17 protein-coding genes are annotated in these 24,793 nt (G+C 62.6%); 9 read left to right on the forward strand and 8 right to left on the reverse strand.

What is annotated here, in order from left to right:
- Positions 1–131 precede the first annotated feature (131 nt).
- From AC5RWD_RS02865 to trxA, 3 genes are all read left to right on the forward strand, one after another.
- Positions 132–1,844, forward strand: a complete 1,713-nt coding sequence (locus AC5RWD_RS02865) for an ABC transporter substrate-binding protein (protein ID WP_494018598.1) — start codon at positions 132–134, stop codon at positions 1,842–1,844.
- Between the two features lie 224 nt (positions 1,845–2,068).
- Positions 2,069–3,025 carry a thioredoxin-disulfide reductase gene (trxB, locus tag AC5RWD_RS02870; RefSeq protein ID WP_494018599.1) on the forward strand — a complete coding sequence of 319 codons (957 nt, stop codon included), beginning with the start codon at positions 2,069–2,071 and terminating at the stop codon, positions 3,023–3,025.
- 40 nt (positions 3,026–3,065) lie between these two features.
- Positions 3,066–3,392 carry a thioredoxin gene (trxA, locus tag AC5RWD_RS02875; RefSeq protein WP_003800194.1) on the forward strand — a complete coding sequence of 109 codons (327 nt, stop codon included), beginning with the start codon at positions 3,066–3,068 and terminating at the stop codon, positions 3,390–3,392.
- A 6,811-nt stretch (positions 3,393–10,203) separates the two neighbouring features.
- Here trxA and AC5RWD_RS02880 read toward each other — a convergent pair.
- The 8 genes from AC5RWD_RS02880 to rpmH form a co-directional block, all read right to left on the reverse strand.
- On the reverse strand, positions 10,204–11,517 hold the full coding sequence (locus AC5RWD_RS02880; RefSeq protein WP_494018600.1) for a ParB/RepB/Spo0J family partition protein: 1,314 nt from the start codon (positions 11,515–11,517) through the stop codon (positions 10,204–10,206).
- A 67-nt stretch (positions 11,518–11,584) separates the two neighbouring features.
- Positions 11,585–12,637, reverse strand: a complete 1,053-nt coding sequence (locus AC5RWD_RS02885) for a ParA family protein (protein ID WP_494018601.1) — start codon at positions 12,635–12,637, stop codon at positions 11,585–11,587.
- An 85-nt stretch (positions 12,638–12,722) separates the two neighbouring features.
- Positions 12,723–13,373, reverse strand: a complete 651-nt coding sequence (rsmG, locus tag AC5RWD_RS02890) for a 16S rRNA (guanine(527)-N(7))-methyltransferase RsmG (protein WP_494018602.1) — start codon at positions 13,371–13,373, stop codon at positions 12,723–12,725.
- A 19-nt stretch (positions 13,374–13,392) separates the two neighbouring features.
- Positions 13,393–13,956: a Jag family protein gene (locus AC5RWD_RS02895; protein ID WP_494018603.1), complete on the reverse strand. Its 564-nt coding sequence runs from the start codon at positions 13,954–13,956 to the stop codon at positions 13,393–13,395.
- Complete coding sequence (yidC, locus tag AC5RWD_RS02900) at positions 13,956–14,936, reverse strand: membrane protein insertase YidC (protein WP_494018604.1); 981 nt, start codon at positions 14,934–14,936, stop codon at positions 13,956–13,958. Before yidC ends, AC5RWD_RS02895 begins: the two co-directional genes overlap by 1 nt.
- 16 nt (positions 14,937–14,952) lie before the next feature.
- Positions 14,953–15,348, reverse strand: a complete 396-nt coding sequence (gene yidD, locus AC5RWD_RS02905; RefSeq protein ID WP_494018605.1) for a membrane protein insertion efficiency factor YidD — start codon at positions 15,346–15,348, stop codon at positions 14,953–14,955.
- Positions 15,341–15,766 carry a ribonuclease P protein component gene (gene rnpA, locus AC5RWD_RS02910; RefSeq protein WP_494018606.1) on the reverse strand — a complete coding sequence of 142 codons (426 nt, stop codon included), beginning with the start codon at positions 15,764–15,766 and terminating at the stop codon, positions 15,341–15,343. The genes yidD and rnpA overlap by 8 nt, the downstream gene beginning before the upstream one ends.
- Positions 15,767–15,806: 40 nt before the next feature.
- Positions 15,807–15,944 carry a 50S ribosomal protein L34 gene (gene rpmH, locus AC5RWD_RS02915; protein WP_003800212.1) on the reverse strand — a complete coding sequence of 46 codons (138 nt, stop codon included), beginning with the start codon at positions 15,942–15,944 and terminating at the stop codon, positions 15,807–15,809.
- A gap of 471 nt (positions 15,945–16,415) precedes the next feature.
- Here rpmH and dnaA point away from each other — a divergent pair, with 471 nt between their 5' ends.
- From dnaA to gyrB, 6 genes are all read left to right on the forward strand, one after another.
- A complete protein-coding gene (dnaA, locus tag AC5RWD_RS02920) occupies positions 16,416–17,837 on the forward strand; it encodes a chromosomal replication initiator protein DnaA (RefSeq protein WP_494018607.1) in 1,422 nt (473 codons plus the stop codon).
- A gap of 536 nt (positions 17,838–18,373) precedes the next feature.
- Complete coding sequence (dnaN, locus tag AC5RWD_RS02925) at positions 18,374–19,498, forward strand: DNA polymerase III subunit beta (protein ID WP_306920122.1); 1,125 nt, start codon at positions 18,374–18,376, stop codon at positions 19,496–19,498.
- A gap of 9 nt (positions 19,499–19,507) precedes the next feature.
- Positions 19,508–20,428, forward strand: a complete 921-nt coding sequence (gene gnd, locus AC5RWD_RS02930) for a phosphogluconate dehydrogenase (NAD(+)-dependent, decarboxylating) (RefSeq protein WP_494018730.1) — start codon at positions 19,508–19,510, stop codon at positions 20,426–20,428.
- A gap of 60 nt (positions 20,429–20,488) precedes the next feature.
- On the forward strand, positions 20,489–21,691 hold the full coding sequence (gene recF / locus AC5RWD_RS02935; RefSeq protein ID WP_494018608.1) for a DNA replication/repair protein RecF: 1,203 nt from the start codon (positions 20,489–20,491) through the stop codon (positions 21,689–21,691).
- A complete protein-coding gene (locus tag AC5RWD_RS02940) occupies positions 21,678–22,235 on the forward strand; it encodes a DciA family protein (RefSeq protein WP_494018609.1) in 558 nt (185 codons plus the stop codon). Before recF ends, AC5RWD_RS02940 begins: the two co-directional genes overlap by 14 nt.
- A 426-nt stretch (positions 22,236–22,661) precedes the next feature.
- Positions 22,662–24,752 (forward strand): DNA topoisomerase (ATP-hydrolyzing) subunit B, encoded by a 2,091-nt coding sequence (gyrB, locus tag AC5RWD_RS02945; protein WP_494018610.1) that lies wholly within the window; start codon positions 22,662–22,664, stop codon positions 24,750–24,752.
- Positions 24,753–24,793 lie beyond the last annotated feature (41 nt).

A 24,793-nucleotide genomic window follows, 5' to 3' on the forward strand; every position in this document is an offset into this window, starting at 1 on the left:
CACAGCATCGGCTAGGATCGAGGGGAACAAGGGTAGTTGCAGACCACGGGGTCCGCCGGTTCGCCGGAGGCCCTTTCTGGCGATGCACCGCCAGGGCCAGAAGCAATTCCCGGACAGGCTAGGAGGAACACGTGTCCCACCCGATCGATGTCGGATCAGTACTTGGCGGCCGCTACAAGGTTACGGCCACAGTGCTGAGTTCGCATGACCAGGATCTGGTGCTGGACGGTGTGGACCAGGTACTGAACCGCCCGGTCAGCATCCTGGTGGCAGGCCCGTACAACGCGGACCAGGTGGCCCAGAGCGCCCGCGAAGTGGCCACGGGGGAGCGTCCGGGGAACGTGCAGATCCTGGACCTCGGAGTCAGCGACGCTACGACGTACCTGATCACCAACCACACCTCTGCCGCTGACCTGCTGGACCTTGTGGTTGCCTCCAGTCCGCCCTACGTGGAGCCGTTCTTCACAGACACCCTGGGCAGCGAGATCTTCGGCCAGGCCCGCTCCCACGAACCCGAAGCCTACGACGAAGACGACGAGGTCGAAGCAGGGTACATCAACTACAACGACGGCCAGTCACGGCCGGGCGGGCAGTACCCCGCCACCGCCCCGGCGCCCGCCGCCAGCCGGTCCAGCCATGTTGCATCGGCTCCGCAGGGGCGCGGGCAGCAGGCTCCTGCACAGGCACCCACGGCGCCGGTGCGGAAGGCGCCTGTCGTGCCGCCGCTTCCTTCAGCCCGTCCCGCCGCAGGTGCGGCTGCCGGTGCCGCGGGTGCTGCCGCCGCGGGTGCGGCTGGGTCGCGTGGCAACGGGCAGGGCGTTCCGGAGAACACTGCGCCGCAGCCTGTCCAGTCGGACAGGGGTTACGAGCAGGACGCCGTACAGCACGACAACGTCGAGCAGGCACTTCTGCAGCGCGAGAACAACCGCTCCGGAAACGCTGCCCGGGGGGCAGCCGCTGCAGGTGCGGCAGCCGCCGGTGCTGCCGCCGCTTCCGGTGACGGCCACAACTCATCCAAGGTGTCGTTGTGGAACGAGAACGACTATGACTACGTCCCCGAAGACGACCACGACGACGAGGCCGGCAACGCGCACGAGCAGGACCGCCGTGCCGGCAATTTCCCTGCCGCCGGTCACACCGGCATCGCCCCCGCTACCGATTATTACGACGATGAAGACGACGAGCCGCAGAAGGAACCGCGTTCCATGCGCTGGCTTGTCGGTGGCCTTCTCGCGGCCGTCCTGATCGTCGGACTCATCTTCGCCGTGACCAACCTCGGCAGCCTCTTCAAGAGCGCACCGCAAACTGGAGCCGCCCCCGTAACCACGGCACCGCCGTCGGCCGCTACCCAGCCGAGTACCGGAACGCCGACCAAGAGCACCGCTCCGGCGGCAGGGCCTCCGGCAATCGAAGGGATCACCCGCCAGGGCAACTTTGATTTCGCTGCGACGTACGACGACGACCTCGTCAAGGCGTTCGATGGAAATGCGGCCAGCTACTGGTCGGACATGGAGTTTGCCACCGAGGACTGGGGTGGCCTTGCTCCCGAGGGTGTCCCGCTGGTGGTAAAGCTCAAGAGCCCATCCCAGGTCGCTTCGATCACTCTGAACCAGTTGGGTGCCTCGGGCGGAAGCATCACGGTCTACACTAACGACCGCCCGTCGCTGGACGGTGCCAAGCAGGTGGGAACCAACAGCTTCACTTCGCCTGACCTCACCATGCCGCTGGCCGAGCCGGTGACCGCCCAGTACGTCATCGTCTCGATCAAGAACCTGCCCAAGCTCGCAGCTCCGAAGACCCGCTTTGGCTACGGCCTGCGGCTCGCCGAGATCAAGGTCCAGTAGGGGGCGCTGCCGCCCAGCGGTCACGTTCCTCCTGGGCGTAACCGGCATGCCTTGGGATTGCCGGAGGCGGTACCCTTGTGGAGAGTCCCGTGGCGGTTCCGTGCAGGCACGGGCGTTCCCGCCTGCCTCCAAGCACGTTTGGAATATTCCACACTGCCAATCAGTTGTGCCATGTGGCCGGCCGGAAGGCTGGCGCATCGACAAAGGAAGAGGTTCACCGTTCAGTGAGCACCGCAGAAAACACCGCGTCAGAAGTACGTGATGTCATCATCGTCGGCTCCGGCCCCGCAGGCTACACGGCCGCCGTGTACACGGCCCGCGCCAACCTGAAGCCGCTGCTGCTGGCTGGCTCCGTTACTGCGGGCGGTGAGCTTATGAACACCACGGACGTGGAGAACTACCCCGGCTTCCCCGAGGGCATCATGGGTCCGGACCTGATGGAGAACTTCGAAAAGCAGGCTGCCCGCTTCGGCACCGAGATCCAGTTCGAGGACGTCACGGCCCTGGATCTCGACGGCGACATCAAGACGGTCACGATCGCAACGGGGGAGACCTTCCGCGCCCGCGCCATCATTCTTTCCACCGGATCGGCATACCGCGAACTCGGCCTGGCCAACGAAAAGCGGCTCTCCGGCCACGGCGTGAGCTGGTGTGCAACCTGTGACGGTTTCTTCTTCAAGGACCAGGACATCGCAGTGATCGGTGGCGGCGACTCTGCCATGGAGGAAGCACTCTTCCTCACCAAGTTCGCCAAGTCCGTGACCGTGGTGCACCGCCGCGACACGCTGAAGGCATCCAAGATCATGGGCGACCGCGCGCAGGCCCACGAGAAGATCAACTTCGTGTGGAACACCGCTGTCGAGGACGTCCTCGGTGGAGACAAGGTCACCGGCCTGAAGCTGAAGAACCTCGTCGACGGCACCGAGTCCGAACTCGCCGTGACCGGCGTCTTCGTGGCCATCGGCAACGACCCGCGCACCGAGCTCGTCAAGGACAGCCTTGAGATCACGGATGCGGGAACCATCGCCGTCGAAGGCCGCAGCTCCCGCACCAGCATCAAGGGCGTCTTCGCCGCCGGCGACGTCGTGGACCCGACCTACCGCCAGGCGATCACTGCATCCGGCTCCGGCTGTGTTGCAGCGATCGACGTCGAGCACTACCTGGCAGACCTTCACGCCTGACCGGCGCTGAAAAAATCATTCGAAGAGAGAGACAAGGGTTATGAGCAACGCAAAAGACGTAACTGACGCAAGCTTCAGCACTGACGTACTCGCCGCTGACAAGCCGGTAATCGTTGATTTCTGGGCCGAATGGTGCGGTCCGTGCCGGAAGCTGGGACCCATCCTGGATGAGATCTCGGTTGAATACGGCGAGAAGGTCAATGTCGTCAAGGTGAACGTCGATGACAACCCGGCCATCGCCGCGGAGTACGGCATCACCTCCATTCCGGCCGTCTACCTGTTCCAGGGCGGCGAAGTGAAGAGCACGGTCATCGGCGCCAAGCCGAAGCAGTTCTTCGAGAAGGAATTCGCGGACGTCCTCTCCTAGCCGTGTCAGGCCTGGACGGGAAACCTGACGGGAACCGCTGACGGTAGGCATTCAAGGTGGCCATCACTCCCAGGGGAGTGGTGGCCACCTTTTGTTCCCCAGTTGGATCCGCCCGCGGTGGGACACCAGCGAAGCAAGCGTCATCTCCGTCTTGGGATGCCGAGCCGCCCGGCGGCCAAACTGCTCCGGTGCTTCCAGTGGTCCGCGCGCGTCCGGCCCAAGTTCGGCACAGGTTCACCGCAGCCCGGCGGAGCCGAAACGCTCGTGCCGCATCGCTCAGGATTTCGGGTCTAATCTCAGCCGCAGTGCTGCTAATGGCGGCTGGCTGCGCGTGCGGATAGATTAGCTCTGTAAAAAACCGCCTTCGATTTTGTTCCGCGTTCCTATTCGCTGAGAATGGTTGAGACGACGCAGGATCGTGGCTCCGGCTTCCCTTGCCGGCACGCCCAGCAGAACCACCGTTGCTTCTGTCGTTGCCTCTTCAGGTCGTGCGTAGTCGATATGTCGCATGGCCGGCCGCCGGTTCCTCAAGTGGAGCATTCCCGGTGTGCCAGGTTTCACGTGAAACGAGCGACTCTGCAGGCCTACCTCGAGGGCAGCGGACCTCCATCAGGCAATAGGTGGCATCAAGGTATGCACTTGGGGCTGCTTAGATTCTTGGCTCGGCAAGGAACGAATCAGCAGCTGGCCAAGTCACCGCCCGATAGCGCAAGGTGAGTCGCGGTTGTACGTTCACGCCAGTCATCAGGAGTAGCCCACCTCCGTAACGAGCCGGGGTCGTGTGCGGGCATTTGGGCTCATCAGTCATGTGGGCGAGTAGTAGAAACGACTGCCCTCGCGGCAACTCGTCCGCACAGACCTGGTCGCCGGCATGAAGAACTATTCTCGTCACCAACTTGATTCACTCCCGGCGCCCGTTCCAGCAGTGTGACATGAATGCCAGACGATCAATGTGCCTTCCTCCGATCTTCCCGCAGCTTCCCGGTTGGCGGTGGAGGAAGGGAGCAGCAGGGGAAGTGGGTAAACGTATCCTCACTTTAAGCGCGAAATCCAGGCCTAGGAAGTAGGTGGAACCGGGCGTGTTTCACGTGAAACATGACCCGCGTGAAGCACATGATTGACGGCTTGATCGCTCATGACTTGCTTTCATCATCGGTCCAGCCATTGGGAAAGGGGTGGCTGAATGCAGGCGACTGCTTCTACTCGGTCAACCCTGCCGCGCCAGCCGTCCGCGCATCCTGGCCGGAGTGCAGCGACAGTACACAGCACGCCGTGTCAGGTTGTGAGCACCGTACCCCGGGACAGTGTCCTTCGTGCGTAGGGGCGTCCGGTTTCCGATCATAACCGCTTCTTGCCCGAGGGCTGGCAGACCGCACTGCCCCTGGCAGCCGTGCAGCAGTTCCCGATGGCGCGGCAACAATAGACCTGAAATTCGCTAGTCTCTGTTGTCAGGTTGCTAGAGTGATCTCACAAAAATCTCCATACAACCTTTTCAGTCGATTTTGGAGGTAACGGCCACCGATGCTCTGACGCCCGGACGAATCCCCAACACGCGCTAGTTGCCGGAGCTCGAAGAGCTCGTGGGGGACTAGTTCGCGGGAACATCCATTCGACCACCCGAACGCTGGCAAGGCATCGCTAAACCTACAACGAAGCACAAGCTCCAGCTCACTCAAATCCCGAGGCGGAGGGGGCGCGCCTGCGAAAGGAATGCAGACCGCCAAGAACGCACCCCTGCATCCGGTTGAACACTGCCTCAAAACCTAGTCCGCGTCATCCTTCCGCCGGTGACTCAGAAGCACGACGCGTGCGAAAAAATCTTTGCCCTGGTCAATTTGTACCATCAGTCGCCCTTCAGGCTTTCACTGGAGTTCGCAATGCTGCACGCCAGGTCAGAATGACTGTGAGCCCCTAGTCGTTCGCGAACTGCCTAGCCCACTGCGCGGCGCATTGCTCCCAGGACCGTCCCTGGCAGGCCGCCTTTGCTGCGTGGCAGCAGTCTGGGCCGCGCAGTACGAGTGTTGCACGCGCGGCACGACTTTTCAGCCTCTCGAGAGACATGAACAGTCGCGGCGGCGTTCACACGTTCCATCCGAGGTGCGTGTTTCACGTGAAACGGAGAAGCGGGCACTGTGGAGGCCGAGGCTGCAAGGCCACACAAGCGAGGGGACCCTACTCGGCAAGACCGTAGCCTAAGGACGCTGCTGACGCCCTTGACGTCTCCCCGTTCACGCAAGGCGATTTGCTCCTTTGCCAAGATCTACGTACAGACACGTTGCACATTCCAGGCAGCACCTAAAGGCGGCGTCTTGTTGCATGCAGCCACCGTGCCAGCCAAGGATGGCGACTAAGCGAGCGACCACGAGCCGCCGAGAATCCGCATCCGGCTCGATGCGAGTCAGTAGCACTGATCGTCACTGACTGAGAAAACCAACGGTCTGAGCTCGCACCACCGTTTCACGTGAAACCAAAGGACCGGGACGAACGACACGCCCCGATGCTTCACACGACAAGCACGCCATGGCTCGCCGTTTGGCGCACAGGTTCGCGCCCCGGCGCAGCACCCGCGGGGTGGGCCACAGAACACGGCCGATCGGGTCACCGATGATCAACGACTCGTCGCTGCTAGACAGGACACCACAACATGGTCGCAGGCTCTTCTTCCTAGTGAACCGTGCAAAGCGCTGCACAGCTCATGATGCCCGAACGCCCTACGTCGGCCGCAGTACGTGCGTGGGACGAGAGACTTGAGCGCCAAAGGCACCCCGAGGGTCTGTCCGTCCGCACACACTACCCCTACAGCCGGTCCAAGCCTCGCACTGGTGGGCTCGGCATGACTCACAGACGAAGGACACACTCAGCGCCATTGTTGCCACCCGCCGAAATGTGGAGGGGACAGACTGCCCGACGCTGCCTCCGTACCATGGCTCGAATGTGACTAGGGGGAGAACATTCCCTGCCACGCCCAGCAACATGCGACTGGCAAGCATTCGCCTGGAGATAGGCGTGGACGGGCCAAGTCAGATGCAGCGGCGTCCACATAGGCCGCAGCGTTGCCGAGCGTGCTCATCTCGTCGCCACAGCATCACCACATCGGCAACAACAACAGGCCGCATCGCACGCCGTAACTTGGCAACAGAAACAGCCTGCGGTCAAATTCACCATTGTGTCGGTAGGAAAAGCACATCTCGGCACAGGTGCCGGCCAGCTGCCGCATAGAAGCACCGGATTGTTGACCCGAGCCCTGCATCGCCTGCCGGGGTGATCACACATCAGTTACCGCCCCGACGTGACGGCAGCTCGATGCACTATTCGCAGTTCTCCACGCTGCCCTCTCTCAGGAGTATTACGTCCGTCACCCGGCCCAGGGGACAAGCGTACCGATGAGTCTGGGAGTCCCGTTGTTGAACCTGCCCTCGAACACCGCCGCTCATCCGGCCTAAACAACGGACGCGATCCATGGACACTTCATACTCCGAGTGGGCGAGCCAGCGCGGCTCCAGTTGAACGTGCGGGCCTACCCCCGTAGCTTGGTGGGATGCGCGCTCGACCGCATCGCTGCGGGATGGCCTGGGCTCGGATGAGAGCTGGGCCGGTATCGAAGAATGCCGCTCCGTTGCTCCCGGAACCGGCTAAAAGGTACGCGCCGGGCTCCGGCATCTGACAGCCCCTGAAGCAAAGCAGGGCCTCGTCATATGCCGATGTATCGAGACTCACAATGACATTATTCACAGTCTTATCCACAGTCGAATCCACAATGTTATCCACAGATACCTACGCGGTCCTGTGGATTGTGGCAGGCGGTCTGTGAGCAGGTTCACAGTTCGACGTGCACCGAACGTCGGCCTCCTAGAAGAAGCGCAGCACGTCACGGGGCTCCGTCCATCTCATTGTCCAGCGAGGTTCGGTGATAAGACTCGAGTCTTGAAACCAATTTCCTTCAATTTCGCGTCCGTAGAGCGGCATTGGCGGGTCATCGCGAGGGTGCCCGGGATCATGAGCGGCGTTTCACGTGAAACGCGCTAAGCAGTGACAGCGCTTGTGCACAACAAATAGACGAGGCGAACCCGGCCGACATATCAGGACGCTCCAGTCGCTGCTGCATATCCCCAGCCTTATCCACAAAGTTATCCACAGCTTTATCCACACAGTTATCACCAGTGGAAAGAGCCGGAAGAACCGGGGCACACAGGACGTTCACCGCCACCCGCACAGCTCCCAGCAGCGGAGTGGGTCCGAAACCTGCGCTTGGAAAATTCTCACGAGATACATCGAGGGTGTTGTCGCCTGGTGCCATGACAGGGCTAGCAGTCAGCTACGGCGGCCGCTGAATGGCTTGCACCGGCAGCTCCGTCGAATTCGGCATCGGCCTAGAGCAAGGACTGAGCTCAGCGAGAGCCTGGCAATTTCGTAACGGTGGGGGAGTCGACATGGGCGTGGCGTCAGGATTTTGCTCACGAGAGCGGATGTGGTCATGTCACCGCGGTGCGAGGGACGTTTCACGTGAAACGAGGCGTGCCCGATTGTGGGGAGCGGCGCACGTCGCTGTTCACACCAGACGCCGGCCCCGCAACAAGCCGGTCAGCAGGTCGATGCAGGAGTCCGTCTGCACGCGAGTTGCCTTTGAGCATCGACTGTCAGCCACCGGTGACACACATATCCAATGAGCGTGGGCGTGGAAGAGAGACATCGGAGGGACACCGGCCGTGCCAAGTGTGCTCAGCTTTCGACCAGGATGGACATCGCCCTGTTGCCACGGCGGGGGTACAAATAGTCGCTGCGGCATGGCAGGAACGGAGGCAACAACTAGCCTTGAGCAGCGCCGTCGCAGTCTCGTCAGAGCACTGGTCATGGCGACCGGCTCTAGCCCGAGCGCCTGTTAGGGACCACGTACACGGCACTGGCTGACGAAGACAGAACCCATCGCAGCAACCGCGCGAGCGGCCACAAACGCGTCCTGCCGGGACACGACCGCGTGCGCAGCGAGCTTCACCAAGGGATGTATGGGCTCCCAGCGGCTCCACTCGTCCACTGGTCGGATGCCATTCTTGGCGCTTCGCGGTTCGAATATTGCCCCTGCGCCCTTTCCCCACCCCGCGCTGCATCTCGTATCCACCGGTGAGCAACGCATGCGCATCATCGTGATCCTTTTGCGGGCGCCGGTACCTTGCAGACTGCAAGCGCACGTTGGCTCAGCTACAACACACTTGACGATCAAAATTTCGATTCCGCGCGGAGCAGTGGCGTCCGTGGGAGGAGACAAAAGCGTCAGTCCGCGTCAGTTGGCCGAGCGTACGACTACGGCCGCGCCTGGGCTGGTTTCACGTGAAACAGATACGTCCCAGACCCAGCGCTCTCGCTACCAGCACCGACTCACCAGGGCGCCAAAGGCAGGTAGGAAGATGTCTCACGTGAAACGGGAACCAGCACCTTTGACGTCCAGCCTCTGTTCGCGGCACCCGAACTACAGCGTGAGCGCATCCATGAGTGCCAGGGGGCAGCTGATCTTCTAAAAGCCAGACTTAGATGGTTTTCTAATACTCAGACCGAGACCTGCCAGATGTAGCGGATGCAGGCGGTGCAGCCGGGAGCCGTGCGCTAATGGCACTTCGCTGCAGCGGAAATGGAATTGCCGCGACCATGCAAGCTGTGGTGGACCAGGTGCGAGGAGGCGCTAAATTCAAGGCGATAGATGAGGAAGTAGAGCGTATCGGGCCCTGGTAGCCAGGGGGTCCGCGACATGTGCGGCCTAAACGTCAACATTTCGCCTGCTTTTGGTGTCCGTGGCTGATTCACAGACCGGGTGCGACCGCGGGGATGCACCGGATGGTTGCTGAAAACCTGACATCCGCTACAGCGGACAACCGGGGGATAACTCCGGTCGCGTTTCACGTGAAACACAGTGACTGGCATAGGGATAACTCCTCCCACCATGGCCGCCGCCGCCCACGCCCACCATCCGACGCGTCGCACCGCGCGCCACTATCTCAGGCGCAGCACCGCGCCAAACCTATGAAGCCCACTGCATGAGGATAGAACGCACAAGATTCCCTCATGGGGTTTTTTGTTTACGAGCGAACTCAACCCTCATGTAGCCCCTCGATAAACAGCTTAGCCCTTGCCATCGCGCGTTTACGCGATCTGGAGAGGCCTGGCGGGCCCCCATCGACATTGAAGAGCGTACCGCCTCCCCGTGCTCTAGCAGCCAGGAATGCGCAGCCAGACCCGTCTCAAAGGGAGTTCAGCGCGCCCTGGCAAGGAAAGCCGGGTTGGCAGCAGTCTTCCGCGTGGAGTTCCCACAGATCGCTCTGCAGCCCCATCGTCGAGCCGCCCAATTGGCCGCTGCAGAAGCGATGCAGGTGAGCAGCAATAGCGGCCGAGGCGCTACAAGGCCACTGCGAACGCCTGAGATTTCGTCTGAATCCAGCAGCTGGCAAGATGAATCCGCCGTCGCGTCCTTCCATGCTCATGGCACCGGTACCCCTCGGGACAGGTCATCTTATTCGACGAAACCATCCATCCGAACACCAGCACCACAAGGCAGCCACAACACGTACAACGAGTTGCACGTGCCAAGACGCGCAGCGGCTTTCATAGAGGCACTAAGGTCGCCAATACTCACCCGATCCGGTCCTGCACAACAGCCGGCCACCAGCCCGAGGGCCACAAGGCAATCGAAGGTGGCTGCGAGATCATTACTGGAGCGGCCGTGACCGACAACAAGCCGACAGCCGCCGTCCCCAGCATCCGCGTACAGGAACAGAAAAGGGCCCGTTCAGATGAACGGACCCCTATCTTCGAAGAAAGAACACTAGTTGTCGGACCCTGGTGCGAGGACGTCCATGATGCGGTTCAGGTCCTCGACGCTCGCGAACTCGATACTCACGCGTCCCTTGCGCGCTCCAAGCGAGATCTTCACGTTGGTGTCGAGCCTGTCCGAGAGCGAGGAAGCGAGGTAATCCAAGCGCTCGTGCCGTGCGCCCGGGCGGGGGATGTTGTTCTTGGCCGGCGTTGCGGTTTCACGGTGCAGCGTGACAGCTTCCTCGGTGGCGCGCACCGACATGCCTTCTGCCACAATCTTCTGGGCCAGGCGTTCCATGGAGGCCGCGTCAGGAAGCGAGAGAAGAGCCCGGGCGTGGCCGGCCGAAAGCACATTGGCTGCCACGCGGCGCTGAACCAGCGGAGGGAGCTTGAGCAACCGCAGGGTGTTCGAAACCTGTGGGCGCGAGCGTCCGATCCGGTCAGCAAGCTGCTCGTGCGTTGTGCCAAAGTCCTCCAGCAGCTGCTGGTACGCGGCGGCCTCTTCCAGCGGATTGAGCTGGCTGCGGTGCAGGTTCTCCAAAAGAGCATCACGAAGCAGGTCGTCATCCGTCGTGTCACGGACAATCGCCGGGATCGTGGGGAGTCCGGCGGCCTGGACTGCCCGCCACCGGCGTTCACCCATTACCAGCTCATATGGTTCTCCACCCGTTTCGGTTGAAGTACGCACCACAATTGGCTGAAGGACGCCTATTTCCCGAACTGAGTGAACAAGCTCCGCCATGTCGTCCTCATCGAAGACGGTGCGGGGCTGTTTGCGGTTGGGATGAATGTCGGTAACCGGAATTTCGGCGAAACGGACGCCCGGAACCTCCACGAGTTCGACGTCATAACCCCGGGCAGCAGCGGAGTCTGCTTCCTGCCCTCTGGCCACAGCCGGAGACGACGAATCTTCGTCACCCTGGGGCTCAGCCGCTGCGGGTGTCCCCGCGCCTTCGGACTTCTCAGCGTCCTTGGCACCCTTAGCGGCATCACCATTCTTGACGGCATCCGCACCCGAAGCGGCAGTCTTCGCCGTGGACTTGGCAGGAGAGGACTTCACTGCATCTGAAGAATCAGCTTCGGCCGACTCCGGAGCTTCAGCCGGTGCCGCAGCCTTCCGGCCGGAGCGGCGTGCCGGTGCCTCATCGAGAACAGACGTGTCCGGCTCGGCGGCCGTGACGGGTTCAGCCGTCTTCCGCGCCTCCGGGAAGAAGAGATCCACAGGGCGCGACGGAGCTGCTCCGTTCCCCGAAGCGCCTGCGGAAGCGGAACTTGGAATGAGTGCGCCAAGACCGCGACCGAGCCCGCGTCGCTTATCGCTCATGGATGATTCCCTCCATCGGAAGAGCCCGGCTATACCGGGCTCCGGCTGTTGCTGTGTTTGGAAAATTCTAACGCTCAGCGATTTCCGCTGCGGCTTCCAGGTAGGACAACGCGCCGCTGGATGATGGATCGTAGGTCATGACAGTCTGCTGGTAGCTCGGCGCCTCGGAGATCCGCACGGAGCGGGGAACAACCGCCCCCAGCACCTGGTCCGGGAAGTGCTGCCGGACTTCAGCGGCGACCTGCGCGGCCAGGTTGGTCCGGCCGTCGTACATGGTCAGCAGAATGGTGGAGACTTCCAGATCAGCATTCAAGTGCTTCTGGATCATCTCGATGTTCTTCAGCAGCTGGCTCAGGCCCTCGAGTGCGTAGTACTCACACTGGATGGGGATGAGCACCTCGCCTGCAGCGCAGAAGGCGTTCACCGTCAGCAGGCCAAGGCTTGGCGGGCAGTCGATGAAGATGTAGTCCAGCCGTTCCTCGCCCTTCTTCTGCCGGGCTTTGGCATAGACGTCGATGGCACGGCGGAGGCGCTGTTCCCGTGCCACGAGGGACACCAGTTCAATTTCCGCGCCGGCCAGGTGAATGGTGGCAGGAGCGCAAATGAGGTTGCTGATGTCCGGGCACGGAGCCACGACGTCTTCCAAGGGCAAGTCGTTGATCAGCACATCGTAGATGCTGTCGACGTCGGCATGGTGCTCAATGCCCAGAGCTGTGGACGCGTTTCCCTGCGGGTCGATGTCGATGACCAGGACGTTCAGGCCGGCGGCAGCAAGCGCCGCTGCGATGTTGACAGTGGTTGTGGTTTTACCCACCCCACCCTTTTGGTTTGAAACCGTGAAGATTCGCGTCTTCTCCGGTTTCGGCAGATTACGGCCGAGGAGCCGCTCACGCCGCCTGTTCTCGTGCGCGAGTTCCCGGGCGATGGGGCTCGAGTCGTCTAAGGTGTCCAGGACATTGCTCCGGGTGGCAGTTTCACGTGAAACCTTGGCGGCATTCGTGCCCGCAACCGGATTGAACTGATTTGCCGTTGTAGCGACCGGAGATACGCCAAAGGCACGCGCCGACCCCAGGGACACGAACGGGGGGATCCGCTGCGTGGAGGTTTCGCTACTGGTCACTGGGACACACTCACTCTCGTTCGGCTTTCACTGCCGTTCTCTAGCCTAACCGCTACACCCTAAGGACCCGCGGCACCTTGCGGGGCTAGGCGCTCTTTTGGGTCTTCTTAACTACGATCCGGACCACCGTGGTGGGTTCCTCGAGCAGGTCCTGGCCCACGGTGACCACCGAGGTCTCCACACCGCCAAGCTTCCGGATGGCCTTGGCCGCCTTCTCGATCTCCTCGGCGGCACTGCGGCCCTTGATAGCCACGACTTCACCCTCGCCGCCGAGCAGCGGGATGGTGAGGCCGGCAAGGTTGCTCAGGGCGGACACTGCCCGCGCGGTCACGACGTCGGCGGTGACCATCCCTACGGCAAGTTCGGCACGCGTGCGCATGACCGTGACGTTGCTCAAACCCAGATCGTCAACCACTTCCTGCAGCCAGATCACGCGGCGTTCCAGCGGTTCGATCAGCGTCAGTTCGAGATCGGGGCGGGCAATGGCCAGGCAGAGGCCCGGAAGGCCTGCGCCGCTTCCGACGTCGGCCACGTGGCTGCCCTGCGGAATCTCGCTTTCGATCACCGCACAGTTCAGGACGTGGCGTCCCCAGAGCCTCGGGATTTCCCGAGGACCGATGAGGCCGCGCTCGGTCCCGGACGTCGCCAGGTGTTCGACATACCGTTCCGCCAGGCCCAGGCGGTCGCCGAAGATCTTCTCCGCCGCCTGGCGCTCGGCAGCCGTAAATTCAACCATCAGTAAGTCAGCCAACGGCTCAGTCAGCGGAAACGACGATGTGCCGGCCTGCACCCTCGCCTTCGGATTCGCTGACAAATCCAAGGTCGGCAACGGCATCGTGGACGATCTTCCGCTCGTAGGCGCTCATGGGCTCCAGCGCGACGGCCTCACCGGTTTCCTTGACGGTGGCGACGGCGTCCTCGGCGATCTTCTGCAGGTGGCCGGCGCGTTCCTTGCGGTAGCCATTGATGTCGAGCACCAGGCGTGAACGGTTTTCCGTCGCGGAAAGAACCGAAAGCCGGGTCAGTTCCTGAAGGGCTTCGAGCACCTCGCCGTCGCGTCCCACGAGGCTTTCCAGCCCGGCGGACTCTTCCTCGGTCACGATCGAGATGTAGGTGCGTCCGTTCCGGACCTCAATGTCAATGTCGCCGTCGATGTCGGCAATGTCGAGCAGTTCCTCAAGGTAGTCGGCGGCTACGTCGCCCTCTTCTTCCAGGCGGCTTGCCGACGTGCCCTTGCCCGCGTTCACGGTACCGGCAACGGAGTCCTGGTCTTCGCTGGCCTCAGCGGAAAGTGCGTGTTCAGAGCTCTCAACAGACATTACTTCTTCTTCCTGTTCTTACGTTGTGGCTGAGTGCGCTGCGTCCGGGCCTGCGCAACCGCAGCGGCGGCAGCTGCTTCCGCTTCGGCGTCGGCCTTCTTGCCTCCCAGAATGGGCAGGGCCGGAAGGCCCTTGGCGGCACGGCGCTCGGCGAGGGCCTTGGCGGCGGGGGATCCCGGCGTCGGCATGCGGCGGATGACAAAGAACTGCTGGCCCATGGTCCACAGGTTAGTGGTGGTCCAGTAGATCAGGACACCGATGGGGAAGTTGATGCCGCCCACACCGAAGACGATGGGCAGGATGTACAGCATCATCTTCTGCTGGCGCATGAACGGGCTGGCCATGGCCTCTTCGGACATGTTCTTCGCCATGATCTGCTTCTGCGTGATGAACTGCGAGGCCGTCATGGCCAAGATCATGAGGATGGAAAGGATCCAGACCGCCACGACGTTGCCGCCAGGGGGCGTGCCGTGCAGCAGGGTGGCAGACAGCGGGGCACCGAAGATGGTGGACTTATCGAATTGCTGCACCTGGGCGGCGCTCATGGCACCAATGCCCTGGCCGCTGGCGCTTGCATTGGAAACGCCGGACAGCACCGTAAACAGCGCAAAGAAGAACGGCATCTGGATGAGCATGGGTAGGCAGGCCGAGAACGGGTTGGTGCCGTGCTTCTTGTACATAGCCATCTGCTCCTGCGCCATGGCCTGGCGGGAGAGCTGGTCGGTCTTGCCCTTGTACTTGTCCTGCAGCTTCTTCAGGTCAGGTTGCAGCAGCTGCATGCCGCGCTGTGCCTTGATCTGCTTGACGAAGACGGGAATCAGGGCGGCCCGGATCACCAGCACCAGACCGATGATGGACAGGGTCCAGGTCCAGCCGGACGCCTGAGGCAGCCCGATGGCAGTCAGGCCCTCATGGAAGCCCACCATGATGATGGACACAAGCCACTTGAACGGAAACATGATTGTTTCAAAGAAGTCCATACGATATCCCTATTCGTCAGGCCGCAGCGCGGCCTTCTCCATCAGTCTGAGCAGCCAGGTACTTGTCCGGGTTATTCAGCACAACAATTCTGGGGGTCTGGTTTTCAGGCCAATCCCGGTGGCCGGCGGGGACATGGTCCACGCCGCCGGCGTTCCACGGGTGGCAGCGTGCCAGGCGCCTGGCCGCGAGCCAGCTGCCCTTGACGGCGCCGTGGACGGTGACTGCCTCAAGCGCATAGGCCGAGCAGGAGGGAAAGAAGCGGCAGACCTGGCCATACAAGGGCGAAACCACCTTGCGGTAGGCCAGGAGCAGAAGAATGAGGATATTGCGGGGCAGGTTCCAGATGAAGCTGCCCGCGGCCGCTGCTGCGGACTTCGGGGAATGGACGACGGCGGCAGTCGGGTCAAGCACGCTGTGTCCCTTCCTGTGTTGTTGCGTCCTGTGGCGTTTCAGCTGGCCTTTTTCCGGTCGCCGCCGGAAGGCGGCCAGCCAGCCGCCGCATGGTGTTTTCCAAGGCGGCGTTGTAATCCGCCAGGAGTTCATCCCAGCTGGCTGTTGCCGAGGCGGGCAAAGCACGCACCACAATAGCGAATCCGGTGCCGTACTCGCGCAGCGAAACAGCGCCGGCTTCTCTAAGTCTCCTCTTAACGAGGTTCCTGGCAACAGCGTTCCCGACAGCTTTGGAAACGATGAAACCGATGCGGCTGGGTTCGTCGGCTCCAATAGTTGCCGTATATAACACTACGTTCCGGCGTCCATTGCGGACGCCGGAACGTACAGTTGTTGAAAAATCGGTTGAAGTCCTCAGGCGGTTCCGGGTGGCAAGCACCGCTAATCTCGCAGAAGGAAGAAGACCGACAAGTCAGTATTTAGGCCGACAGTTCGGTGCGACCCTTGCCACGGCGGGCGGCCAGAATGGCACGGCCGGCACGGGTGCGCATACGAAGGCGGAAGCCGTGCTTCTTGGCCCGACGGCGGTTATTCGGCTGAAAAGTCCGCTTGCTCACGTTAGTTACTCCAGTGGATCAAAGGTGCGCCCACCCGATCAGTAAGGGGAAGAACTGGCCGACGCTAAGTTTTGTATGTGTCTGCTTCCCCTGAATTTCCCGGAACACGCGGAGCGTCCGGAAGTCCAAAATGGGTTCAGAAAGCAGGCACAAAGGACTCCACAACGTTAGGGCAAAACGCCTCAGGGAGTCAAACCAGCAGGATACCCGGCGTGTTTCCCCAGCTGTGGCTAACGGGGTGCCTGACCTGTGGATGAAGCGGCTCACAACGGCCGTTTTCGAACCACAACGGTGTAATTATCCACAAGGCACTTCCCAGCTATCTTCTAGGCTTTTGATCACCTAGAGTGTCCCAGTAGCCGATTATCCACGGACTGTGCATAACCCTGTGGATTAAGCCGGGCCAGGACCCTGGTTCCGGGCTTGCGGCTGCATGTAATGCAGGCAGCAAGCTTTGAGGAACCAAATTTGATGACAGTAGACGAAGCCAACCACGCCAACACTGTCGGAAGTTCCTGGCGGCGCGTGGTGAATCTTCTCGAACAGGATGACCGCGTTTCGCCGCGGCAACGCGGCTTTGTCATCCTCGCGCAGGCCCAGGGCCTCATCGGTTCCACACTTCTCGTCGCGGTGCCAAACGAACTGACCCGGGAAGTGCTCCAGACCCAGGTCAAGGACGCTCTCGATGATGCGCTCCGCAACGTCTTCTCGGACGACATCCGCTGCGCCATCGACGTCGACACCGATCTGGTGCCGATCCACAAAGAGCCGGAACCCGCCGTCGAGCTTTCCCTCGTGAACGATCCGTCCGTTGAGCAGAAGCCGCAGCCCATGCTGCCGAGCACGTCGCACGAATTCGGCCGGCTCAATCCCAAGTACGTTTTCGACACCTTCGTGATCGGATCCTCCAACCGATTTGCCCATGCCGCCGCCGTCGCCGTGGCCGAGGCCCCTGCCAAGGCCTACAACCCGCTGTTCATCTACGGCGACTCGGGTCTGGGCAAGACGCACCTGCTGCACGCGATCGGCCACTACGCCCGGCGCCTCTACAGCGGAATTCGAGTCCGGTACGTCAACTCCGAGGAATTCACCAACGACTTCATCAACTCGATCCGTGACGACGAGGGCGCCAGCTTCAAGACGACCTACCGCAACGTCGACGTCCTCCTGATCGATGACATCCAGTTCCTGGCCGGCAAGGACCGGACGCTGGAGGAGTTCTTCCACACATTCAACTCGCTGCACAACAACAACAAGCAGGTGGTCATCACCTCCGACCAGCCACCCAAGCTGCTGGCAGGTTTCGAGGACCGGATGAAGTCCCGCTTCGAGTGGGGCCTGCTGACGGACATCCAGCCGCCCGAACTGGAAACCCGCATCGCCATCCTCCGGAAGAAGGCCCTCAGCGAAGGCCTTTCCGCCCCGGACGACGCCCTGGAGTACATCGCTTCGAAGATCGCAAGCAACATCCGTGAACTCGAAGGCGCCCTCATCCGCGTCACGGCATTCGCAAGCCTCAACCGCCAGCCGGTGGACGTGGCCCTCGCGGAGATGGTGCTCAAGGACCTCATCACCGACGACGGCGCCCAGGAAATCACGTCCAGCCAGATCCTGCAGCAGACGGCGGACTACTTCAAGCTCAGCATGGAGGAGCTCTGCAGCAAGTCCCGGACCCGGACGCTGGTGACCGCGCGCCAGATCGCCATGTACCTGTGCCGCGAGCTGACCGACATGTCGTTGCCCAAGATCGGCCAGGAGCTCGGCGGACGCGACCACACCACCGTGATCCACGCCGACCGCAAGATCCGTGAACTCATGGCCGAGCGTCGTGTGATCTACAACCAGGTCACCGAGCTCACCAACCGGATCAAGCAGCAGCAGCGGGACTCCTGATCCAAGATTCTTAACCTTATTAACAGGTGCGTGTGGATAACCCTGTGGACAGTTAAGGGGACAACCGCGGTTAATGGGCTTAAAACCCTTAAGGCGTCTGTGGATCACCGAACCAGGCCAAAATCTTGTCAACATCCACAGCCTGTTTAAAACCTGCTGAACCCACAGCCCATGAACAGGGCTTAACCGCGGATCCGAGCCGTGAAACCGGGTTATCCACAGTTTCCACAGCAGTTATTAACACTACTAATCCCAAAAAATTGAAGTCCCTCAAATAACAATCTCCTTCCCACGCCCCCACGCACCGGCCAAAGCACCGGCCACTCGGCCGCCGGCAGAGCCGGCAGCACTGGCGGGGATGGGGAAATCCTTGTAGTTCCGGCTAAGCTGTCTGCAGCGCTCCCATCCCTGGGTTTGTTTGCGGTCGGCCATGCACGGACCATGCAGGTTCAGGGAGATGGGGGCACCGGTCTTGTGGGCTCCCTGCGAGTTCCCGTTCAGAAAATGGCAGCAGCAATGAAAGGCGGCACCCTTCCGTGAAGTTCAGAGTCGAACGGGACGTCCTGGCAGAAGCCGTCACATGGACAGCCCGGTCGTTGTCTCCGCGGCCGCCCGTACCGGTGCTCTCCGGCCTCCTCCTCAAGGCCGAATCCGGAACCGTCAGCCTGTCCAGTTTTGATTACGAGACCTCGGCGCGGCTTGAAATTCCTGCCGACATCAGGGAAGAAGGAACCATCCTGGTCTCCGGCCGGCTCCTGGCGGACATCTGCCGCAGCTTGCCCTCCGCGCCGGTCGACATCGAAACCGACGGCAACAAGGTGACACTCACCTGCCGCCGAAGCAGCTTCCACCTGGCCACCATGCCCGAGGCTGAGTACCCGCCGCTGCCCGCGCTGCCCACCATCACCGGAACCGTGGCCGGCGACGCGTTCGCCCAGGCTGTGTCCCAGGTGATCATCGCCGCCAGCAAGGACGACACCCTTCCCATCCTCACCGGCGTGCGGATGGAGATCGAGGACGACCTCATCACCCTCCTGGCCACGGACCGTTACCGGCTCGCCATGCGGGAAGTTCCCTGGAAGCCCGTCACTCCGGGCATTTCCACCAGTGCCCTGGTCAAGGCCAAGACGCTGAACGAGGTTGCCAAGACCTTGGGCGGCAGCGGTGACATCAACCTGGCCATTGCCGACGACGACAGCCGGCTCATCGGCTTTGAAAGCGGCGGCCGCACCACCACGTCGCTGCTGGTCGACGGCGACTACCCTAAGATCCGCTCGCTCTTCCCGGATTCCACGCCCATCCACGCCACCGTCCAGACCCAGGAGCTGGTGGAGGCAGTCCGCCGCGTCTCACTCGTGGCAGAACGCAACACCCCGGTCCGGCTCGCGTTTACACAGGGCCAGCTGCACCTCGACGCCGGAACCGGCGAGGACGCCCAGGCATCCGAAGAGCTTGAGGCGCAGCTGTCGGGCGACGACATCACCGTTGCCTTCAACCCGCACTACCTGGTTGAGGGCCTCAGCGTAATTGAAACCAAGTTTGTGCGCTTCTCCTTCACCACGGCGCCGAAACCCGCCATGATCACCGCGCAGAACGACGTCGACGGCGAGGACCAGGACGACTACCGCTACCTCGTGATGCCCGTGCGCCTGCCCAACTAAGCCACCGCCATCCCTACACCATCCGCGCAGAAAAGAGTTCACACGGTGCATATCGGACTGATCGGCCTTGGAAAAATGGGTTTCAACATGCGCGAACGGCTGCGCAAGGGCGGGATTGAGGTCACTGGCTTCGACCGGAACCCCGAGGTCACCGATGTTGCCTCCACGGACGAACTCATCGCCGCCCTTCCGGTGCCACGCCTTATCTGGGTCATGGTTCCGGCCGGCGACATCACCGACGCTGTCATCACCGAACTCGGAGCCAAGCTGCAGCCCGGCGACATGGTGATTGATGGCGGCAACTCCCGCTTCACCGAGGACCAGAAGCACGCCGCCGCCCTCGCCGAAAAGGGAATCCGGTTCGCCGACTGCGGCGTCTCCGGCGGAGTCTGGGGCCTTCAGAACGGTTACGGGCTCATGGCCGGCGGCGCCGCCGAGGACATCGAACGTGCCCTTCCGGTCTTTGACGCGCTCCGTCCCGAAGGCGACCGCGCGGACAGCTTCGTCCATGTGGGCGGCGTCGGCGCAGGCCACTACGCCAAGATGGTGCACAACGGCATCGAGTACGGCCTGATGCAGGCCTACGCGGAAGGCTACGAACTCCTCGCCGCCAAGGAAATCGTTACCGATCTTCCCGGCACTTTCCGCGCCTGGCAGAAGGGGACCGTTGTCCGGTCCTGGCTTTTGGACCTCATGGTGAAGGCTTTGGATGAGGATCCGGGCCTTGCCTCGATCGACGACTACGTCGAGGACTCCGGCGAAGGCCGCTGGACCGTGGAGGAGGCCATCGCCAATGCGGTCCCCGCCCCCGCGATTACCGCTGCGCTGTTTGCCCGTTTCGCCTCCCGCGAGGACAACTCGCCGGCAATGAAGATGGTGTCCGCGCTGCGCCACCAGTTCGGCGGGCATGCCACCCGTCCGGCCAAGTAACTCCGTGTCCGGGTCCCGGCCGGTTTCCGGACCGACGGTTCCCGAGAATTTGAAGATCGCGTGTACCTAGAACACCTGTCCCTGACCGACTTCCGCAGTTATGCCCAGGTGGATCTCCGTTTCGATCCGGGGGTCACGGTCCTGGTCGGTTCCAACGGCATCGGCAAAACCAACCTGATGGAAGCCATCGGTTACCTGGCGACCCTCAGTTCGCACCGGGTCAGTGCTGATGGCCCTTTGCTCCGTTTCGGAACCGACCGCGCCCTGATCCGGGCAAAGCTGGTCCGGGGCGAGCAGTCCACCATCCTGGAGCTGGAGATCAACGGCGGCCGGGCCAACCGGGGACGCATCAACCGCAGCAACCCCGTCCGGGCGAGGGACTTGCTGGGCATCTGCCACACCGTCCTGTTCGCCCCGGAGGACCTGGCGCTCGTCAAGGGTGATCCGTCGAACCGCCGCCGCTTCCTGGACGAGCTCCTGGTAAGCCTGGTTCCCCGGCACGCCGCCACTCGCAGCGACTATGACCGCGTGCTGAAACAGCGTAATGCACTGCTCAAGTCGGGACGGGCCGGCAAGTTCACGGCCGGCCACGAGGCCACCCTCGATGTCTGGGACCAGCACATGGCACGCGCCGGAGCGGAGCTCCTCCATGCCCGGCTGGAACTTGTCGAGCGCCTGCGGCCGCACCTCAACAATGCCTACGCCCAGCTCACCGATGGCTCCAAGACGGCGGACGCGGTCTACCGCTCAACTCTGCAGAACATGATGGACGACGACGGCGAGCCCGCCAGCTCTTCGGCAGCACCATTGGGGCCGGGAACCCCGGCCGAGGATCTCAGGCTGCTGTCCGTGGATGAGCTCGCCGAACGCTACGTCCAGGCCTTCGCGGCGTCCCGCCGCAGGGAACTCGAACGGGGCATCTCACTGGTGGGTCCGCACCGCGACGAGCTGGAACTCGTGCTGGGGCAGGCCCCGGCCAAGGGCTACGCCTCGCACGGCGAAACGTGGTCCATGTGCCTGTCCCTGCGGCTGGCGTCCTACTACGTCATGCTCGACGACGCCCGCACCGGAGGCTCAGCGCCGATCCTCATCCTGGACGACGTTTTTGCCGAACTTGATGTCCAGCGGCGGCGTAAACTGGCCGCAATAGTAGCCGGCGCCGAGCAGGTGCTGGTGACCGCCGCCGTCGACGCCGATATTCCGGACGAGCTTACGGGCCGGCGGGTGAAGGTAGTCCCGGGAGGAATCGATGAACAGGGATAAGGACGGCGGCCTGCAGCCGGGCCGCGATCCCGATGAAATCGATGCGGCCCAAGCGGCCCTGAACAGGATGCGTGAGGCAGCGGCCGCACGCGGGGAGGTACGCCGGAAAGCGCCGCGGGCCGGCGGCAGCCAAAAACCACGCACCGGAGCCCAGGGAACGCGGGGCTTCAGCCAGTTCCACTCCACCGGACGCGATCCCCTGGGGCTGGGAAAAGTCGTAGGACGGCTCGTCGCCGAACGCGGCTGGACCTCCCCCGTAGCCGTGGGCTCGGTCATGGCCGAATGGCCGGCGCTTGTGGGACCGGAAATCTCCGCGCACTGCACGCCGGAAAGCTTTACCGACACCACGCTCCATGTCAGGTGCGACTCGACGGCCTGGGCGACGCAGCTCAGGCTGCTCAGCATGAGCCTGCTCGAAAAGTTCCGAACCGAACTCGGTGACGGCGTGGTTACCAGCATCCAGGTGCTGGGGCCGGCGGCGCCGAACTGGCGCAAGGGTGGGCGTACGGTCATGGGCCGCGGGCCCAGGGACACCTACGGATAACGGCCACAACTGCGGACTACCGGGACTGAATCCGCCGGGTGTGGCCCCTTCCGATTGCGCCTTCCGGGAACAAAGCTGGAACGGCGTGCAGGGCGCTCAAACCGCCGTCGGCCGTATAGGAGTCCAAAAAGGGGACTGCTGGAGCCTTGCAGGCGGGGCCAATGGCCAGCGAGAGGCACATCGGGCCGCGTCGGCGCCCCGCCAATGCAGGGTTCAACCATGTTTCACGATAGAATTCCTCTAGATAACTGGGCGCCGGTGAAACGTTGACTGAGTCCGTTTTCCCGCGCTCTTTCGGCGCGGGAACGGTTCCGCAGGCAATCACGCAGCTGGCGCTGGCAGTGACGTGCCTTTTGGCGGACGCCCTTTTTCCCGGCGGACGGCGGAGGCCGGCCATCATCGAACAAAGAGGAGTCGAAAGCGCCTGTGGCTAACGACAATGCAGATATCGAGGCAGTGGAGCCTGTAATGGAGGATGTCCGGACGTCCGGCTCCCCGGAAGAGGATGCCACACCGCGGGGCTACGGCGCCAGCGACATCACCGTTCTTGAGGGCCTCGAGGCCGTACGGAAACGGCCCGGCATGTACATCGGCTCCACCGGTCTGCGCGGCCTGCACCACCTTGTTTACGAGGTGGTGGACAACTCAGTGGATGAGGCCCTCGCAGGGTACTGCACGCACATCGAAGTTGTCCTGCAGGCAGACGGCGGCGTCAAGGTTTCCGATGACGGCCGCGGCATCCCGGTGGACATCCATCCCACCGAGGGCAAGCCCACGGTGGAGGTGGTCATGACCATCCTGCACGCCGGCGGTAAGTTCGGCGGTGGCGGCTACGCCGTGTCCGGTGGCCTCCACGGCGTGGGCATTTCCGTGGTCAACGCCCTCTCCACCCGCGTGAACACCGAGGTCCGCAGGCAGGGCCACGTCTGGCGCATGTCCTTTGCCGACGGCGGCAAGCCCCAAGGCGCCCTGGTTCAGGGCGAGGAAACCGACGAGACGGGGACCACCCAGACCTTCTACCCGGATCCGAGCATTTTCGAATCCACCGTGTTCGACTTTGAGACGCTCCGGGCGCGTTTCCAGCAGATGGCCTTCCTCAACAAGGGGCTGAAGATCACCCTGACGGACGAACGCCAGGCTGCGGCCGGCACGGACGAGGCCGGTGACCTGGACCTGGACGGCGTGCTGACCGAGGGCGAGGTCCTCGCAGAGCACCGTACCGTGGTGTACCAGTACAACGACGGTCTCCTTGACTACGTCAAGCACCTGAACTCGAGCAAGAAAGTGGATGTTGTCCACGAGGACGTCATCGCCTTCGAGACCGAGGACACCGAGCGGCACATCGCCGTCGAGATGGCAATGCAGTGGACCACGGCGTATTCCGAAAGCGTCCACACCTACGCCAACACCATCAACACCCACGAGGGTGGCACCCACGAAGAGGGGTTCCGCGCCGCGATGACCTCGCTCATCAACCGCTATGCGCGCGAGAAGGCCATCATCAAGGAAAAGGACGAGAACCTAACCGGCGACGACATCCGCGAAGGCCTGACGGCCGTCATCTCCGTGAAGCTGTCCGAGCCGCAGTTCGAGGGCCAGACCAAGACGAAGCTCGGCAACTCCGAGGTCAAGGGTTTCGTGCAGCGCGTGGTCACTGACCAGCTCGGCGACTGGCTGGAGCGCAACCCGGGCCCCGCCAAGGACGTCATCCGGAAAGCCATCTCGGCCGCGCAGGCTCGCATGGCCGCACGCAAGGCCCGTGACAACGCGCGCCGGAAGAGCCCGCTGGAGTCCTTCGGCATGCCGGGCAAGCTCTCCGACTGCTCCTCGAAGGATCCCTCCAAGTGCGAGGTATACCTGGTGGAGGGTGACTCGGCAGGCGGTTCCGCCAAGCGCGGGCGCAACCCCGAAACGCAGGCCATCCTGCCGCTCCGCGGCAAGATCCTGAACGTCGAGCGGGCACGCCTGGACAAGGCGCTGGGCAACAATGAGGTCCAGTCCATGATTACGGCGTTCGGCACGGGCATTGGCGAGGACTTCGACCTCAGCAAGCTGCGTTACCACAAGATCGTGCTGATGGCCGATGCCGACGTCGACGGCCAGCACATCACCACGCTGCTGATGACGCTGCTGTTCCGCTACATGCGACCCCTGATCGAGAACGGTTACGTCTACCTCGCGCAGCCGCCGCTGTACCGGATCAAATGGTCCAACGCACCGCACGACTACGTCTTCAGCGACCGTGAGCGCGACGCCGTCCTGGTTTCCGGCCAGGCAGCGGGCCGCCGCATTCCGAAAGAAAACGGCATCCAGCGGTACAAGGGTCTGGGCGAGATGGACTACACCGAACTCTGGGATACCACCATGGACCCGGACCGGCGCACGCTCCTGCAGGTGACCATGGAGGACGCAGCCGCCGCCGACCAGATTTTCGCCGTGCTGATGGGCGAGGACGTCGAGTCGCGCCGAAACTTCATCCAGCAAAACGCCAAGGACGTCAGGTTCCTCGATATCTAGCGGTTTCCGCTCATGATATTCCAGAACTGACATATACCTGA

The organism is Arthrobacter sp. CMU6 (genome assembly GCF_059090205.1).

Excerpts from the sequence above, each read along its gene's own strand:
- trxA (WP_003800194.1), top strand. The coding sequence starts at position 3,066 with ATGAGCAACGCAAAAGACGTAACTGACGCAAGCTTCAGCACTGACGTA.
- rsmG (WP_494018602.1), bottom strand. The coding sequence starts at position 13,373 with ATGGTTGAATTTACGGCTGCCGAGCGCCAGGCGGCGGAGAAGATCTTC.
- AC5RWD_RS02880 (WP_494018600.1), bottom strand. The coding sequence starts at position 11,517 with ATGAGCGATAAGCGACGCGGGCTCGGTCGCGGTCTTGGCGCACTCATT.
- yidC (WP_494018604.1), bottom strand. The coding sequence starts at position 14,936 with ATGGACTTCTTTGAAACAATCATGTTTCCGTTCAAGTGGCTTGTGTCC.
- AC5RWD_RS02895 (WP_494018603.1), bottom strand. The coding sequence starts at position 13,956 with ATGTCTGTTGAGAGCTCTGAACACGCACTTTCCGCTGAGGCCAGCGAA.
- AC5RWD_RS02940 (WP_494018609.1), top strand. The coding sequence starts at position 21,678 with ATGAACAGGGATAAGGACGGCGGCCTGCAGCCGGGCCGCGATCCCGAT.
- dnaA (WP_494018607.1), top strand. The coding sequence starts at position 16,416 with ATGACAGTAGACGAAGCCAACCACGCCAACACTGTCGGAAGTTCCTGG.